Genomic DNA, 16,380 nt, shown 5'->3' with positions numbered 1-16,380 from the left:
TCAGAACACCGGCACACCGTTCTGCGTCAGCTTCCAGTCCACCGAGGCGAACTCCCCCTGATCGATGACACCCTTCGCCTTCACCCACGCGATCATCGTGTTACGGATCTCGTCGGAGTTCGCCCACAGCTGCTTGGCGGTGGCCACCCCGGGGAAGTTGCCACCTCCATTGGCCCGGTAGTTGTTCACCGCGAGAACGAACTGCGCCGCGTCGTCCAGCGGCTTCCCACCGAACATCACCTTCGACACGCGCGAGCCCGCCGGCTTGGCGATGTCCACCTCGTAGGACACACCGCTCACCACGTCGTAGTTGTAGTCCGGCGTGTTGTCGGCGTTGGTGATCTTCGCCGGGTCCACCGCGCCCGTCGTCTGCACGTAGTAGTTCGCCGAGAATTCCAGATACGCCCTTACCTGAGCACCCGTCAGAAGCCGTGCCTCCAGGGTGTTCTCGTACACATACAGACCCGCGACGTCCTTGATCGTCACCTTGCCCGCCGGGATGACGGCCGTCCGGGAGAAACACGCCGCCTGCGACAGCACCGGCAGTGAGGCGTACGCCGTAGACGCGAGCGCCGTCTTCACCGTCTCCGCCTGGATGTGGTTGATCAGATCGATGATCGGCACATCCTTGAACGGCGCCTGGTCCGAACGCATCTCCGCGGCGTTGGTGCCCACCACCTGGTTCACATACGCCACGACCTTGTCGTGCTCCGCCTTCACCAGACGCCTCACCACCGGGTCCTCGGCCACCGAGTTGGCGTTGCGCACGCCCGCCGTCACCGACGTCACATGCCAGCGGCCCCGCGAGAACTCCAGCGCGAAGTCGAAGACGCTCAGCCGCATGCCCCACATGTACGGCTCGGACAGCACCACGGACTTGCCGGTCTCCTTGTTGACCACCGTCCGCGACGCCACCTCCTTGTGGGTGTGACCCACCAAAATCGCGTCGATGCCCGGCACCTGCTCCGCCACCAGCGAGGAGGCGTTCTCCGGATAGGGCAGCGCGTCCCCGTACGACGTGGAACCGTCAAGGCCCGAGTGATCCGTGCAGATCACCACGTCACAGCCCAGCGCCCGCAGCTTCGGCACATAGATCTTCGCCTGCTCCACCAGACCAGGGAACGTCATCTTCCCCTGCACGTTCGCCTTGTCCCAGATCGCGATCCCCGGGTTGGTGAGCCCGAGGATGCCCACCTTCACATCCGGCCCGTGCTCCACCTTGAGCCGCCGCACCGTGTACGGAGGGAACGCCGGCTTCAGCGTCTTCGCGTCCAGCGCGTTGGCGCCGAGGAGAGGGAAGTCGAGCTGGTCCTGGAAGGCGCGCAGAGTCGGAATGCCGTAGTTGAACTCGTGGTTGCCGAGCGCCGCGGCGTCATAGCCCATCCGGTTCATCGCGAGCGCCATCGGGTGCTTGGGGCCCCGCTTGCCGGGCGAGCCCGTGATCGGTTCGACCCGCGCGTAGTAGTACGACAGCTGCGTGCCCTGGATGATGTCACCCGCGTCGATCAGCAGCGTGTTGTGCCGGCCCTTCTCCTGGCGGACCTGCTCCACCAACGTCGCTATCTTCGCCAGACCGACGTCGTTGTGCGCCGCGTCGTCGTACTCCTTGTCCGTGAAGTAGTCCCAGTTGAAGACGTGGCCGTGCAGATCCGTCGTGCCCATCACCGAGAACGCGTACCGCTTCGGCTCACGCCCGTGGCCATGACCCAGATCCTCATGGCGGGCCTCGGCCTCGGCGGGCGCGGCGATCCCCCCGGCCACGGCCACACCGGCGCCGGCGGCGGCCGTGGTGCCCAGGAACGTCCTGCGGTTCAGCGGCATGCTCTCTCCCTGAAGTCGTGTGACGCGCGTAGAAGTTGAGCGGACGGCGACGCGCGTAGACCCCCGGATTCTGACGCACAACCACCGCCCGCGACACCCCCGGCAGGTTGCGATCTGATGACCGGCCCCCGACGAGACGCCCACCACCAAATAACCGAGCGCGATGCCACAGTGGACCCATGACCGACACCCAGCCCTACGGAACCCCCGACCAGCCACGGCTCGCCGTCACCGGCGAAGCCCACCTCGAAGTCGACCCCGAACTCGCCGGCATCGCCATCACCATCGTCACCCGAGGAACCGACCGCCGCGCCACCCTCGACGACCTCACCCGACGCAACGCCCACGTCATCGACCTCATCAAGTCCTACGGCCCGGCCGTCGAAGCACTCGAAACCGGCGCCCTCACCCTCGCCCCCCAACTCGCCCGGCACGGCCGGGGCGAACGCGTCCGCACCTACCACGCCACCGTCCGCGTCACCACCCAGCTCACCGACTTCACCGCGCTCGGCGAACTCACCACCCGCCTCGCCGACCTCGAACTCACCCGCGTCGACGGCCCCTGGTGGTCCCTGCGCCCCGACTCACCCGCCTACGGCGACGTACGCCGCCGCGCAGTCCAGCAAGCCGTCGCACGCGCCCGCGAATACGCCGACGCCCTCGGCACCACCCTCGCCGCCCTGGTCGAACTCTCCGACCCCGGCGCCGACAGCCCCGCCCCCGGCCACGGCGGTCCCGCCGGCGGCGGCATGGCCTTCCGCGCGGCCGCCCCCACAGCCACCGAACCCGCCGCCGCCCTCGACCTCGAACCCCAGCGCCAGTCCGTCCGCGCCCGCGTCAACGCCCGCTTCATCATGGCCCCGCCCACCCTCTAGCACCCGTACGGACCCTGCACGCGCCCCTGCGCACCCCCGCCGCGCGACCCCCACCGGGCGCCCCGACCCGCTCATCGGAGCGCCCCCACGCACACTTCAACCCTTGTCAACCACCCTTCACGCAAAGGTTGTTGAGCAGTAACCCGCGACGAAATACCTACCCATCGGTAAGCCCCTAGGCTCGCACCATGCGCCGAGCCAAAATCGTCTGCACCCTAGGGCCAGCCACCGACACATACGACCAGATCAAAACCCTGGTCGAAGCCGGAATGGACGTGGCCCGCTTCAACCTCAGCCACGGCACCTACGCCGAACACGAAGCGCGCTACCGCCACGTCCGCGACGCCGCCGAGGAAACCGGCCACAACGTCGGCATCCTCGCCGACCTTCAAGGCCCGAAGATCCGCCTCGGTCAATTCCGCGAAGGCCCCGTACTCCTTGAACGCGGCGACGAGTTCACCATCACCACCGAACCCGACACACCCGGCGACCGCCACCTCTGCGCCACCACCTACACCGGCCTCGCCGGCGACGTCACCACCGGCGAACGCATCCTCGTCGACGACGGCAAAGTCGCCCTCCAGGTCACCGCCGTCGACGGACCCCGCGTCCACACCCTCGTCATCGAAGGCGGCATGGTCTCCGACCACAAGGGCCTCAACCTGCCCGGCGTGGCCGTCTCCGTCCCCGCCCTGTCCGACAAGGACGAGGAAGACCTGCGCTGGGCCCTGCGCACCGGGGCCGACATCATCGCCCTGTCCTTCGTCCGCAGCGGCCACGACATCACCGACGTCCACCGCATCATGGACGAAGAAGGCCGACGCCTGCCCGTCATCGCCAAAATCGAAAAGCCCCAGGCCGTCGACAACATCGACGACATCGTGGCCGCCTTCGACGGCATCATGATCGCGCGCGGCGACCTCGGCGTCGAAATGCCCCTGGAACTCGTCCCCATCGTGCAAAAGCGCGCCATCAAACTGGCCAAGCGCAACGCCAAACCCGTCATCGTCGCCACCCAGATGCTCGACTCGATGATCGACAACTCCCGCCCCACTCGCGCCGAAGCCAGCGACGTCGCCAACGCGGTCATCGACGGCACCGACGCGGTCATGCTCTCCGGCGAGACCAGCATCGGCAAACACCCCGTCGAAACGGTCAAGACGATGAGCCGCATCGTCGAAGCGGCCGAGGAAGACGTCCTCGCCAAGGGCCTGCCGCCCCTCACCGACCGCAACAAACCCCGCACCCAGGGCGGCGCGGTGGCCCGGGCCGCCGCCGAAATGGGCGACTTCCTCGGCGCCAAATTCCTCGTCGCCTTCACCCAGTCCGGCGACACGGTCAAACGCCTGTCCCGCTACCGCTCCCCGATCCCCCTCCTCGCCTTCACCCCCGTCCCCGCCACCCGCTCCCAGCTCAACCTCACGTGGGGTGTCGAAACGTTCCTCGGCCCTCACGTCGAATCCACCGACGAGATGGTGGCGCAGGTCGACGACATGCTCCTGAAGGTCGGCCGCTGCCAGAAGGGCGACGTGGTCGTCATCACCGCCGGCTCCCCACCCGGCGTCCCCGGCTCCACGAACCTGGTCCGAGTCCACCACATCGGCGAGGACGACAGCCCCAAGTAACCCCGGGCCGTGGCCCCTCGCCCCGCCCTCGCGGGGGCCCGGTGTCCAACGGGTGGGGGCTGACAGGCGAGATCCACAAGTCCGGTCGCCACCGGGAACTCTTTCTGCGGGCCGGTCGAGGGTTCGTCCGGCTCGTCCACCGGCCGCACCGTGACCGCTCCCTCTGTGCCGAACCCCCCAACGACGACACATGCCATCGCCCCGTTCCGCTGGCTCGCCGTCTTCATCCTGTTTCCAGGCGGAGGAGGGTCAGGGCCTGATCTGCGGATTCCGGATCGCCGCCGATTGTTCGCCGCATCCGCTTCCACGACCTCCGCCACTCCACCGCCACCCTGCTCCTGGAGCAAGGCATCGAACTCGTCGTGATCAAGGAACTTCTCGGCCACGCCCACATCGGCGTCACCACCACTGCCTACGCCCACGTTCGACTCCGCCTTCAGCGCGATGCCATCTACCTCCTCGGCCGCGCCCTCGACCACCCCTGACATACGTACGGCAAACGGCGGCGGACACCAGGTGTCCGCCGCCGTCGCCGTCAACTACTGCCGTCAAACGGCAAATCAGCCCCGCCGAGCGCAGCTCGACGGGGCCTATATTTGCGATCGCTAGCGTCACTCAGCGTGGCAGCTGAGACAACATCTGCGCGAGGCTGTCCGAGAACTCAGGCATGTGCGATTCGGCGGCATATCTCACGGTGCAGGCGGCAGAGACCAGCTCCAGCGCCGAATAATCGCCACTCGAAAGCATCCTCGCGCACATTCCTAGGGGGACTACGAAATCTGCTTGCGCACTATCCGATAGCGAATCGAGCATGTCGTCTTCCCCTGCGAGAACCAGCTCCACGATCGAACTCAACACTCCCACCACCCTTGGAGCATCTACTCCATGGGCGAGCTCAATCATGTCTTCGTATTCGGCAAACCCGAATCGATTAACCTGGAGGTGCTCTCTGGCCACATCAACCACCTTCGAAACTGATTCCCTGATGCTGCAGCCTGGGCTGACAGACCAACGCACATGGACTGGCAGGCGTGCCGTGCGCGCCACCGGGCGGCGAATTCAATCCCCGCACCTTTACCCCTTCGAACGATCCCCCTCGGATCCCGGCCGCACCCTCGGCCGCCTCCGCCTGGATGAGGCACATCGTTTCAGCACATCCCGCATGGTAGCGACCCCCCTTAGGCGTGAACTGCCGCACGAGAGAATCCACTTCTCCACCGGGAGCTGGCGTCAGGTCATGACCCGAGTGACCAAAATAGGTTCGCCCTGACGGTGATGTATATTTCGCCGCAAAGAAGGGGCCATCAGTTTTATTGAAGCCAGCACGCAGACTGTCGGCATAGTCACCCAGGTTGCAGTTGTGAACCAGGACCGGCGTTGCCCCCGCCAGCACATAGTACGTATGCGCCGTATCAACCGTCAGGTTGTAGACCGCTGCCCGCTGCGTCCAAGCTCGTACCGCCGCGACCTGGACCCACGTGCCGGAACCCGTCTGGAGCCATTGTCCCGGCTTCAGTTCGCCGGCCTTCAGCCACTTGTTGAGGGACGGGGACCAGAAGGGGTGGCCCTCGGTGGCGGTGATCTTCTCGGTGGCGTTGCCCCGGGGGCCGTCCGTGTCGACGGTCACTTCGACCAGGTGTTTGTCGCCCTCGCCGACGATCGTGCCGGTGACCTCCCGCTTCGCGGTCCTGCCCGTCGTCGGGTCGGTGGCCGTGACCTCGTCGCCAACCACGACGTCCTCGATCGGCTTGCGCGTGCCGTCGGCCATGAGGACTTCGGTGCCCGCCGTGAAGCTGTTCGCGGACGCCAGCGTGTTCACGCAGCTCACCGCGTCGGCGGCCGTCTCGACCTTGTCGACCGCGTCCTCGACCTTTTCGACCTTCTCGGCCGCCTTCGCGATCTTGTCGGAGTACTTCGCGACCTTCGCGGCCACACGGGCCGCCTTTGCCGATCGGACCGCCACCGCGCCGGCGCCGCCCGACACGGCACCTGCGACCGTGGCGACCGCCCAGACGCACGCCTCCATGTCGCCCTTGGTCACGCAGTTCTTGATGTCGTTGTAGCCACTGACCTCAGCGAGGACATTGAGCCCGACCTTCAGACCCTCGACCATGGCGCTGCCGACAGCCTTGGCCGCTTCCACCGCGTCATTGACGGTTTCGACGATCGCGCCCATCTGCTGGACGGCCACCTCGCGAACCCGTTCGGCGGCCTTGGCCAGGTCGGCCACGGCCGTGCGGGCCGCGGAGACGACCAGCGCGGGAAGGTTGGGGTCGGCCGTGACGATGGCCTTGGCCACCGCGAGGTAGGGCTTCGCTGCCGCCACGATGTCCGGGATCGGATTGTGGCGGGCGGCGAACGACGCCGCCTGCTTGGCCTTGCGGGTGACCGCCGCCTTCACTTCCTGAGCGGCACGTCGGGCCTGGACGGCCTTCTCTTTCGCCCATTGCGTGACGCCGGTCTTCTGCCCGACATCCCTCAAAACCTTGACCACAGCGTTGACCGCGGTTTTCAGACCGGTCTTCTCATACACGTACGAGGCGGCCTTGCCCAGGAACCCGACGGTCTTCTTGAACGCGGCGATCGGGTGGCGGGCGGTGTAGACGATGGCGTCGAGTACGGCTGAAGCGCCCTTCCAGACAGCCCGGCCCGCCGACTCCAGGGCCTCTCCCCCCTTGTCCAGGAGCTTCTTGCCCTTCGCCAGGGCCTTCTTGCACCAGCCGCAGCTTGGCCAGTGGCCGTCCGGGTCGGAGTAGTCCAGCGGCGCACCGGCGCCGTAGGTGTAGCGGTTGGCCAGGATCGAGGCGCCCGACGCGTAGGTGTAGGAGTCACGCGAGTCGAACGTCCCGGTGCCGGCGTCGTACCAGCGGGCGCCCATGTTGATCTGAGCGGTGTCCGGGTCGGTGTAGTCGCCCTGGTAGCCCGCGTTGCCCGATATCCCGCCGGATTCCCCGTTGCCCAGGCGCCGGCCGAACGGGTCGTAGGCGGTGGACTGGGCCGGCGCCGCCGCCGCTCCGTCGGTGGCCGACATGGTGCCGACCACGTCGCCGTGCCGGTCGGAGAGGCTGAGCCGGGCGGTTCCGCCCTGCGCGACGGAGAGCAGTTCGTCCGCGGGGCCCCGACCGTAACTGGCCGTCTGGTCCTTCACCGGATCGGGCGACAGTCCCGCGTAGGCGAAGTCCGTGCCATTGCGAGAGACGATGCGGTCGAGGGCGTCGTAGGTGTACTGCGTGCCGGACTCGCCCGCCTTGGTCATCCGGTCGAACGCGTCGAACGTAAAGTCTTCCTTCAGTCCGGAGCTGGTGCGGGACGCGAGAGTACCCCGTGCGCTGTAGTCGTAGGTGTAGTCGCCGTCGGACAGGAGGCGGTTGCGTTCGTCGAACGCGGCGGTCTTGTCGCCGTTCTTGACCCGGTTGCCGCTGTCGTCCCAGGCGTACTGGGTGGTCTTGCCGTCCGCGTTCCAGGAGGTGAGGCGGCCCGCGTCGTCGTAGCCGTAGGTGTTGGTCCCGGCCTTGGCCGTTCCCGTGGTGGTCTTCGACGTCATGTGGTCGTCGTTGTCGTAGCCGTAGTTGACCGTTTCCTGGGGGGATATGTGTCAGAACAGGCCGAGCCGGGCGGACGTGGTGCCCTGGCCGCCGTGAACGCGGTGGGCGCCCCCGCCGCCGTCGCGCGCGCCACGCCGTGCCCGCGGGCCACCCCGCCAACCGCTGCCGCTGCGCCTCCCCTTGTCCCCGATCCCGCGAGAATGAGGCAGAAACACCACAAGACACAGCAAACGCTCCGCGGCGCACGCCGCTGGACGGCCCTCAGCCTCTCCGCCGTCGCGGCCCTGCCCCTGCTCGTCGCGGCCCCCGGCACCGCCACCGCGGCCGAGACCGCGACCTGCCGGGCCAACGGCCCCACCTACGCGGTGAACGCCGACGGGGATCTGCTGAGTTACCCGCTCAAGTCCCCCCTCGACGGCGCCGGCGGCTACAGCCCACGCACCACCATCGGCGGCGGCTTCCAGAGGTTCGGCCTGCTGCTCGCCGGCCCGGACGGCTCGTTCTACGGGTTCAAGGACGACGGGGTCTTCTACTACCACCGCACCGCCGCGGGGTCCTGGGACGTCGTCGGCCGCCAGATATCCCAGCATCTGGGCTGGTTGGGAACGCCCGTCAACCGCGGCCACGCCACCATCGACCGCGCCGGGTGGCTCTGGATCGTGGAGGACGGCGTACTGCGCGCGATCAAATACAACCCGGTCACCAACGACTGGGACGTCGGCAACAGCCGCCCCCACGACGAGGGATGGGGCCGCTACAACCTGATCGTGGCCGCGGACGCGGGCGTGCTGTACGGGCGTTCGGCCAGCGACGGCCAGCTCTACCGGTCACGGTACGACCTCACGAGCCAGCGCTGGGAGGAGCGTCACGTCCTGGTCAGCGACAGCGACTGGAACATGTTCAAGTCGATCTCCTCCAACGGAGGGGACACCCTTTTGGCGACCCACACCAGCACCGGCAAGGCCTTCTACTACCGCTTCGACGAGAACACCCGGAAATGGCCGGTCGCCCCGGTCGAGGTGGGCAACGGTGGCTGGACCCCGATGCGCGACGTCGCCGCCGCCCCCGACAACTGCTCGATCGTGAACGACCACACCCCGGCCGCGCCTTCACTCGAACCGGAACAGCCGCCGGTGACTTCAACAACGATGGCGTGTGCGATCTGATCGCGCGCGACGCCGACAGCAACCTCTTCCTCTGGTTCGGCAGTGCGGGCGGCGGCTTCGCGGAGCGACAGTTCCGCACCGGTGACTGGGACTACACGCAGACCGTGGCGGGCGACTTCACCGGGGACGGCAAGGTCGATCTCATCGCCAAGGGCGCCGACAACGCCCTGCACCTATGGCCCGGTACCGGCACGGGCGACTTCGCCCCTCCACAGAAGCTCATCGGCTGGGACTCCGACGAGACGACCGCGGGCACTTTTCGTGGTTCCGGTCTCGCTCACCTCGTCGCCCGTGACAAGACCACCAGCGACCTGCGGGAGTGGACCAGCATCGGGCAGGGCCGCTTCAGCCAGCCGCTCCTGTTGACCGGCGGCTGGTGAGACACCGGGCCGCGCCGGGCCCCGGTCGGTCATCGAGGCCGGGGCCTGGAGCCTGAACCGGCGGGGGACAGCGCAACGGCCGTCACCGTGACCACGGTGACGGCCGTTGCGTCGCTGTGCGGGGACACACGTGCAGTGGTGTCCCGAGGTGCCGGGTATGGGATTCGAACCCACACGTCCTTTCGGACAGAGGTGTTTGAGACCTCCGCGTCAACCAGTTGCGCCAACCCGGCAAGGCTGCTGGCAGGAGTGTACCCGCTCACGCACGGCGCCAGCAGCTAGGTACCCTTCTGGGGAGCAGTATCTGCCCCGCACCGAGGAGCCCCCGTGACCGCCCCCGAGTCGCCCCAGCCCGTCGCAGACGACGACGCGTCGCACGTCCCCCCGCTGACCACCCGCGTGGTGATCGCCGAGGACGAGGCCCTGATCCGGCTCGATCTCAAAGAGATGCTGGAAGAAGAGGGCTACGCGGTCGTCGGTGAGGCCGGGGACGGGCAGAAGGCCGTCGAGCTGGCCCGGGAGCACCGGCCGGACCTCGTCATCCTGGATGTGAAGATGCCCGTCCTGGACGGGATCTCGGCGGCGGAGCTGATCGCCAAGGAGTCGATCGCGCCGGTGCTGATGCTGACCGCGTTCAGTCAGCGCGATCTGGTGGAGCGGGCGCGGGACGCCGGGGCGATGGCGTATCTGGTGAAGCCGTTCTCGAAGAGCGATGTGGTGCCGGCCATCGAGATGGCGGTGTCGCGGTTCACGGAGCTGAAGGCGCTGGAGCGGGAGGTCGCGGACCTGTCGCAGCGTCTGGAGACGCGCAAGCTGGTGGACCGGGCGAAGTCGGTGTTGCAGACGCAGTACGGGTTGTCGGAGCCGGCGGCGTTCCGGTGGATTCAGAAGACGTCGATGGACCGGCGGATGTCGATGCAGCAGGTGGCTGAGGCGGTTATCGAGGACGCCGAGGAGAAGAAGGCGGCGAAGGGGGAGTAGTCCCCGCCGTCAGTACGCGTACGGGGTGTGGCCCGCGTCCGGAGTGCCGGACGCGGGCCACTGTCGTATGGCTCGGGGCTCAGTCCTCGCCGAGGTAGGCCTTGCGGACGGATTCGTCGTGGAGGAGGTCTTGTCCGGTTCCGGAGAGGACTATTTTGCCGATTTCCATGACGTGGCCCTGGTCGGCGAGGGAGAGCGCGGCTTGGGCGTTCTGTTCGACGAGCAGGATGGTGGTGCCCTGGGCTTTGAGTTCGGTGATGGTGGCCATGATTTTCTGCATCATGATCGGCGAGAGTCCCATGGACGGCTCGTCGAGCATGAGGAGTTTCGGTTGGGACATCAGTGCGCGGCCCATGGCGAGCATTTGCTGTTCGCCGCCGGAGAGGGTGCCGGCTGCTTGTTTGCGGCGTTCTCCGAGTATGGGGAAGAGGTCGTAGGCGCGCTGGATGTCTTTTTCTATGCCGGCTTTGTCGTCGCGGAGGTAGGCGCCGAGGCGGAGGTTGTCCTCGATGGTCATGCGGGGGAAGATGTGGCGGCCTTCGGGGGAGTGGGCCATGCCGAGGGCGACGATTTTGTGCGCGGGTACGTTGGCGAGGGGTTTGCCGTCGAAGGTGATTTTCCCGGCGAGGGGTTCGAGGAGGCCGGAGAGGGTGCGCAGGGTGGTGGTTTTTCCGGCGCCGTTGGTGCCGATGAGGGTGACGACTTCTCCTGCTTCGACGCTGAAGGAGATGCCTTTGACGGCTTCGATCTTGCCGTAGGCGACCCGGAGGTCCTCGACTTCGAGGAGTGCGGTCACGGGGTGTCTCCTTCGCTGCCGGTGGTGCCGGTGGTGCTGTGCGCCGCTTCGGCTGCTTCGACTTCGGCCGTTTCCTCGTCTCCCGGGGCGCCTTCGAAGGGCGTGCCGAGGTAGGCGGCGATGACGCGTTCGTCGGCCTGGACGGTTTCGGGGGTGCCTTCGAGGAGTTTTTCGCCCTGGACGAGGACGGACACGCGGTCGCAGAGGTTCATGATGAACCGCATGTCGTGTTCGATGACGAGGACGGCGATGCCTTGGTCGCGGATGGCGAAGATGAGTTCTTCGGCGGCGCGGGTTTCTTGGGGGTTCATGCCGGCGGTGGGCTCGTCGAGGAGGAGGAGTCCGGGTTCGCTGGCCAGTGCCCGGGCGATTTCGAGCTTGCGCTGTTCGCCGTAGGGGAGATTGCGTGAGAGGTGGTCGGCTTTCGCGGCGAGTCCGGTGAATTCGAGGAGTTCCATGGCTCGTTCGCGGGACGCGTTTTCGGCGTTCTTGAAGCCGGGCAGGCGCAGGAGCGCGGACCAGAGGCCTTCTTTGGTGCGGGTGTGGCGGCCGACGAGGACGTTTTCCAGGACGGTCATGTTGGGGAAGAGCCGGATGTTCTGGAAGGTGCGGGCGACGCCGGCCTGGGTGACGAGGTGGGGTTTGGGGGGCAGGACGGTGCCTTTGTAGGTGACTTTTCCTTCGGTGGGGACGTACAGGCCGGTGAGGCAGTTGAAGAAGGTGGTTTTGCCCGCTCCGTTGGGTCCGATGAGGCCGATGATTTCGCCGCTGTTGACGGTGAGGTCGACGTCTCGTACGGCGGTGAGTCCGCCGAAGCGCATGGTGACGCCGCCGGCGTGGAGGACGGTGTTGGTCGTGGTGGTGGTCATGTTGGTCACGCCCCCGCCTTGGTGACGCCGACGGGTGTGTCGGTGAGGCTGGTTTCTGGTGTGTCGAGTTGGCCGGTCTCGTGGAATTCGAGCTTTTTGCGGCGGTCGGCGATGATGCCTTCGGGGCGCAGGCGCATGAGGACGATGAGGGCGACTCCGAAGAGGAGCAGCTGGTAGTCCTGCATGAATTGGAGTTTGGCCGGGATGAGGTAGAGCAGGGCGGCGCCGATGAGGGGGCCGCTCATGGTGCCCATGCCGCCGAGGATGACGGCGGCGAGCAGGAAGGCGGAGTTGGGGGGTACGGAGCCGGCGAATTGGTACTGCTCGGGGGTGACGGTGCTGGTGAGGTGGCCCTGTACGGTGCCGGCGAGTCCGGCGAGGGTGGCGCCGAGTGCGAAGGCGATGAGTTTGACGCGGAAGCCGTTGATGCCCATGGCGGTGGCGGCGGTTTCGTCTTCGCGGATGGCGACCCAGGCGCGGCCGATGCGGCTGTCGGCGCTGCGGCGGAAGACGGTGACGACGACGAGGGTGATGAGGAGCATCAGGAGGTAGTAGTTGCCGGGTTTGCCGAGGGTGAAGCCGGCGACGTCGTGGCTGGTGCCGAGGTCGTATCCGAAGATGGTGATGTCGGGGATGGCGGGGATGCCGCGGGAGCCGTTGGTGACGTTGGGTCCGCTGTTCCCGTTGAGGTTGTTCATGGTGATGCGGAAGATCTCGCCGAAGCCGAGGGTGACGATGGCGAGGTAGTCGCCGCGCAGGCGCAGGGTGGGGGCGCCGATGAGGACGCCGAAGATGAGGGAGGCGCCGGCGCCGACGAGGAGGGCGGCCCAGAAGGGGAAGTGGACGCCGATGCTGGAGGTGCTTGCGCCGGAGACGAGGGCGGCTGCGTAGGCGCCGACGCCGAGGAAGGCGACGTAGCCGAGGTCGAGGAGGCCGGCGAGGCCGACGACGACGTTGAGGCCGAGGGCGACGGTGGCGAAGATCAGGATGTTGGCGCCGATGAGGGCGTATTCGTCGCTGGATTGTGTGAAGGGGAAGCAGATCGCGGCGACGAAGGCGGCGCTGAGGGTGATGGTGCGGTGGTGCGCGGTGAGCGCGGACAGGCGGGCGAGCAGGCCTGCCTGGGTGAGGGCGGCGAAGGTGAACGCGGCGGTGATGAGGAAGCCGATGAACAGTTCGGTGTAGGCGGTGTCGATGCCGTACGCGAAGACGTAGAGGCCGATGGCGAAGGCGGCGACGATGATGAGGATGCCGGCCCAGTCGGGGATGGCGCGGGCGGGGCGGGGGGCGGGTGCGGCCAGGGTGTGGCGCAGGCGCTGCCAGGGGCTGTGGCCGGTGGTGTCGGTGCCGGGGATGTCGCCGGGCAGGGCGAAGGCGCCGATGAGGGCGATGAGGGAGCCGGCGCCGGAGATGTAGGCGCCGGGTTCGAGGTTGACGATGCCGCCGAGGTCGCTGGAGATGGCGCCCAGGGTGTAGGCGGTGGTGGCGAAGGTGGCGAGGGCGAGCAGGCGCAGGGGGGCGCCGGTGCCGCCGGGGGTCAGCCAGCGCAGTCCCTTGATGCCGTACGCGGAGAGCGCGAACAGCAGGGTGAGCAGTGCGCCGGTGAGGGTGAGGAGCTGGAGGCCGCCGGGGTAGCCGGTGACGGTGAGGTCGCCGGGGAAGTCGCTGGTCCAGGTCCAGGCCAGGAAGGTGCCGATGAGGGCGATGGCGGCGCCGGCGGTGACGGCGTGGCGGGCCGGGGTCTGGGGGAGCGCGATGAGCGGGGTGGCGCTGTCGTGGGCGCGGGTGGTGTTGTCGGTCATGGTGATCACGCCCTGTCCGCGACGCGTTCGCCGAGCAGGCCCTGGGGCCGTATGAGCAGGACGAGGATGAGCAGCACGAAGGCCCATACGTCCTTCCAGGCGCCGCCGCCGAACAGTTCCATGCTGGGGATGTTGCCGACGTAGCCGACGGCGAGTGCTTCGGCCAGGCCGAGGACGATGCCGCCGAGCATGGCTCCGTAGATGTTGCCGATGCCGCCGAGTACGGCCGCGGTGAAGGCCTTGAGGCCCATGATGAAGCCCATGCGGAAGCCGACTTGGCCGTTGTGGAGGCCGTAGCCGACGGCGGCGATCGCGGCGAACGCGGCGCCGATGGCGAAGGCCATGACGATGATGCGGTCGGTGTTGATGCCCATGAGTTTGGCGGTGTCGGGGTCCTGGGCGGTGGCCTGCATGCCGCGGCCGGTGCGGGTCTTGGTGACGTAGAACCCGAGGGCGATCATGCAGAGGGGGGCGGCGATGAGGATGAAGAGGTCGCCGCGCTGGACGCTGGCGCCCAGTACGTGGAAGGCGCCGCCGTCGAACTGAGGGAAGGAACGATCCTTCTTGGCGTCCGGGTACCACTTCCACACGGCCTGTTGCAGGGCGAGCGAGAGGCCGATCGCGGTGATGAGGGGGGCCAGGCGAGGGGCGCCGCGCAGGGGCCGGTAGGCGAAGCGCTCGGCCGCGGTGGCCACCAGGACGGAGACGATGACGCCACCGATGATCATGAGGGGGATGGCGGCGAGGAGGGAGAAGCCTGAGGGGAGCGCGAGGAAGACGGTGAGAGCCCCGAAGCCCCCGACCATGAATATCTCGCCGTGGGCGAAGTTGATGAGCTGGACAATGCCGTAGACCATCGTGTACCCGATCGCGATCAGTCCGTACATCGCGCCGAGGATGAGTCCGTTGGCCAGCTGTTGCGGCAGTTCGTGCACCGCGGGGCCTCCGTGAAGTGATCGGATATGGCACCGCGCGGGGGCGCTCGTGGCGCTCCCGCGCGGTCCTTGGTGTGCGGGTGTGCGGGATGGCGGGGTGGCGCCGGGGTTACGGCTTGTAGGCCTCGCTGAGCTCGGGCTTCCAGGCTCCGTCGGTGACCTTGTAGGCGGTCATCATGGTGTTGGTGGTGTCGCCGTACTGGTCGAAGGAGACGGGGCCGGTGACGCCGTCGAACTTGACCTTGCCGACGGCGTCGAGGACCTTGGCGCGCAGGTCGCCGCTGGGGAGCTTGCCGTTGTTGGCGGCGACGACGTCCTTGACGGCCTCGATGATGGCCCAGGTCGCGTCGTAGGTGCCGCCCCCGTAGGCCTCGTAGGCGTCCTTGTAGCCGGCCGCCTTGTAGTTGGCGATGAAGGTCTTGGCGGAGTCGAGCTGTTCGACGGGCTTGCCGACGGAGGTGGCGAGGTCGCCGTTGGCCTTCTTGTTGAGCTTGATGAAGTCGGCGCTGTAGATGCCGTCGCCGCCCATCAGCGGGATGGCGGTGCCGCTGTCCTTGAGCTGCTGGGACAGCGGGCCCGCGGCCGGGTATTCGCCGCCGTAGTACAGGGCCTTGGCGCCGGTGGCCTTGACCTTGGCGACGATCGCGTTGAAGTCGCGGTCGTCGGGGTTGATGTGGTCGCTGCCGACGATCTTGCCGCCGAGCTTGGTGAAGGTGTCCTTGAAGGAGGCCGCGAGCCCCGCGCCGTAGGTCTTCTGGTCGTCGATGAGGTAGACCGAGTCGATCTTGGCGTTGTTGAACAGGTATTTGGCGGCGAAGGCGCCCTGGACCTGGTCGGTGGTGGCGGTGCGGAAGAAGGTCTTGTACGGGCGGACCTTGTCGCCGGTCTTCCAGCCGTTGCCCTGGGTCAGCTCGGTGCCCGTGTTGGCGGGGGATATCTGGGTGAGCCCGGCGTCGTTCAGCGGCTTCTGCATGGACTGCGAGACGCTGGAATTGAGCGGGCCCACGACGCCGACGACGCTCTTGTCGCCGATGAACTTGGTGGCGTTCTGCTGGCCGACGGAGGGCTGCGCCTGGTCGTCGAGCGGCTGGGTCTTGAACTGGACGCCGGGGACGAGGTTCTGCTTGTTGGCCGTCTGGGCGGCGAGGTCGGCGGAGTTCTTGATGCCGAGGCCGAGGGCGGACAGGTCACCCGTGAGGGGAGCGTCTACGCCGATGACGACTTCCTGCTTCTTGTCGCTGGTGTCGCCGCCTTTGTCGCGCGAGCCGCAGGCGGTGAGGGTGAGTGCGCCTGAAGTGAGCACTGTGGTGAGGATGAGCAAGGAACGGTGTCGCACGATGGGTCCTTTCCCTGGCGCGGCCTTCCCCGTGAGTGAGGTGCCGTGTCGGTCGCCGGGCCGTACTGATCGGTAAGGGCCGTGCAGCAGTCGCACCCGGCGGCGCGGTGACTGGCCGTGACTCTAAGCGCAGCCGGGGAGGGTGGGGAGCGGCCGGGACAGGATGTGACTTTCTTGTTATGCCAAGGCCAAACCTTGGCGGCACAGGGCGGACCTTTCCGGCATGTCCGTACACAGGGATTTCTCGCA

At 67.4% G+C, this 16,380-nt stretch carries 13 protein-coding genes, 1 tRNA gene and 1 pseudogene; 6 read left to right on the top strand and 9 right to left on the bottom strand.

Annotated elements, in window-relative coordinates; genetic code table 11:
* Complete coding sequence (locus ABR738_RS10780; RefSeq protein WP_350229742.1) at positions 1–1,821, bottom strand: bifunctional metallophosphatase/5'-nucleotidase; 1,821 nt, start codon at positions 1,819–1,821, stop codon at positions 1–3.
* Positions 1,822–2,000: 179 nt separating this feature from the next.
* On the opposite strand from ABR738_RS10780, the gene ABR738_RS10775 reads away from it, so the two are divergent.
* The 3 genes and pseudogenes from ABR738_RS10775 to ABR738_RS10765 form a co-directional block, all read left to right on the top strand.
* A complete protein-coding gene (locus tag ABR738_RS10775) occupies positions 2,001–2,696 on the top strand; it encodes an SIMPL domain-containing protein (RefSeq protein WP_350229741.1) in 696 nt (231 codons plus the stop codon).
* Between the two features lie 188 nt (positions 2,697–2,884).
* The gene (gene pyk, locus ABR738_RS10770) at positions 2,885–4,321 is read left to right on the top strand and encodes a pyruvate kinase (protein ID WP_350229740.1); all 1,437 of its coding nucleotides are present in this window, start codon (positions 2,885–2,887) and stop codon (positions 4,319–4,321) included.
* Positions 4,322–4,608: 287 nt separating this feature from the next.
* A pseudogene (locus ABR738_RS10765) lies at positions 4,609–4,806 on the top strand (tyrosine-type recombinase/integrase); the annotation flags it as partial.
* A gap of 130 nt (positions 4,807–4,936) precedes the next feature.
* Here ABR738_RS10765 and ABR738_RS10760 read toward each other — a convergent pair.
* Positions 4,937–5,278: a hypothetical protein gene (locus ABR738_RS10760; RefSeq protein WP_350229739.1), complete on the bottom strand. Its 342-nt coding sequence runs from the start codon at positions 5,276–5,278 to the stop codon at positions 4,937–4,939.
* A 1-nt stretch (position 5,279) separates the two neighbouring features.
* Positions 5,280–7,913: a polymorphic toxin-type HINT domain-containing protein gene (locus ABR738_RS37745; RefSeq protein ID WP_502964217.1), complete on the bottom strand. Its 2,634-nt coding sequence runs from the start codon at positions 7,911–7,913 to the stop codon at positions 5,280–5,282.
* Between the two features lie 153 nt (positions 7,914–8,066).
* Between ABR738_RS37745 and ABR738_RS10745 the strand changes: the two genes are divergently transcribed.
* Complete coding sequence (locus ABR738_RS10745; protein ID WP_350229738.1) at positions 8,067–9,032, top strand: tachylectin-related carbohydrate-binding protein; 966 nt, start codon at positions 8,067–8,069, stop codon at positions 9,030–9,032.
* A complete protein-coding gene (locus ABR738_RS10740; RefSeq protein ID WP_350229737.1) occupies positions 9,020–9,412 on the top strand; it encodes a hypothetical protein in 393 nt (130 codons plus the stop codon). Before ABR738_RS10745 ends, ABR738_RS10740 begins: the two co-directional genes overlap by 13 nt.
* A gap of 149 nt (positions 9,413–9,561) precedes the next feature.
* On the opposite strand, the gene ABR738_RS10735 is transcribed toward ABR738_RS10740, so the two are convergent.
* Positions 9,562–9,645 (bottom strand) — tRNA-Leu (locus ABR738_RS10735).
* A gap of 94 nt (positions 9,646–9,739) precedes the next feature.
* On the opposite strand from ABR738_RS10735, the gene ABR738_RS10730 reads away from it, so the two are divergent.
* Positions 9,740–10,393, top strand: coding sequence for an ANTAR domain-containing response regulator (locus ABR738_RS10730; RefSeq protein WP_350229736.1), 654 nt, complete (start codon positions 9,740–9,742; stop codon positions 10,391–10,393).
* Positions 10,394–10,472: 79 nt separating this feature from the next.
* Here the strand turns inward: ABR738_RS10730 and ABR738_RS10725 are convergent, their stop codons facing one another.
* From ABR738_RS10725 to ABR738_RS10705, 5 genes are all read right to left on the bottom strand, one after another.
* Positions 10,473–11,189 carry an ABC transporter ATP-binding protein gene (locus ABR738_RS10725; RefSeq protein ID WP_350229735.1) on the bottom strand — a complete coding sequence of 239 codons (717 nt, stop codon included), beginning with the start codon at positions 11,187–11,189 and terminating at the stop codon, positions 10,473–10,475.
* On the bottom strand, positions 11,186–12,058 hold the full coding sequence (locus ABR738_RS10720; RefSeq protein WP_350234520.1) for an ABC transporter ATP-binding protein: 873 nt from the start codon (positions 12,056–12,058) through the stop codon (positions 11,186–11,188). Before ABR738_RS10720 ends, ABR738_RS10725 begins: the two co-directional genes overlap by 4 nt.
* A 5-nt stretch (positions 12,059–12,063) precedes the next feature.
* The gene (locus ABR738_RS10715; protein WP_350229734.1) at positions 12,064–13,860 is read right to left on the bottom strand and encodes a branched-chain amino acid ABC transporter permease; all 1,797 of its coding nucleotides are present in this window, start codon (positions 13,858–13,860) and stop codon (positions 12,064–12,066) included.
* Positions 13,861–13,865: 5 nt separating this feature from the next.
* On the bottom strand, positions 13,866–14,795 hold the full coding sequence (locus ABR738_RS10710) for a branched-chain amino acid ABC transporter permease (RefSeq protein ID WP_350229733.1): 930 nt from the start codon (positions 14,793–14,795) through the stop codon (positions 13,866–13,868).
* A 109-nt stretch (positions 14,796–14,904) separates the two neighbouring features.
* The gene (locus ABR738_RS10705) at positions 14,905–16,116 is read right to left on the bottom strand and encodes a branched-chain amino acid ABC transporter substrate-binding protein (protein ID WP_350234519.1); all 1,212 of its coding nucleotides are present in this window, start codon (positions 16,114–16,116) and stop codon (positions 14,905–14,907) included.
* Positions 16,117–16,380: the final 264 nt, after the last annotated feature.

The sequence above is a fragment of the Streptomyces sp. Edi4 genome (assembly GCF_040253615.1).
Classification (GTDB): domain Bacteria; phylum Actinomycetota; class Actinomycetes; order Streptomycetales; family Streptomycetaceae; genus Streptomyces.
This window is presented reverse-complemented; position numbering and strand designations above follow the sequence as displayed.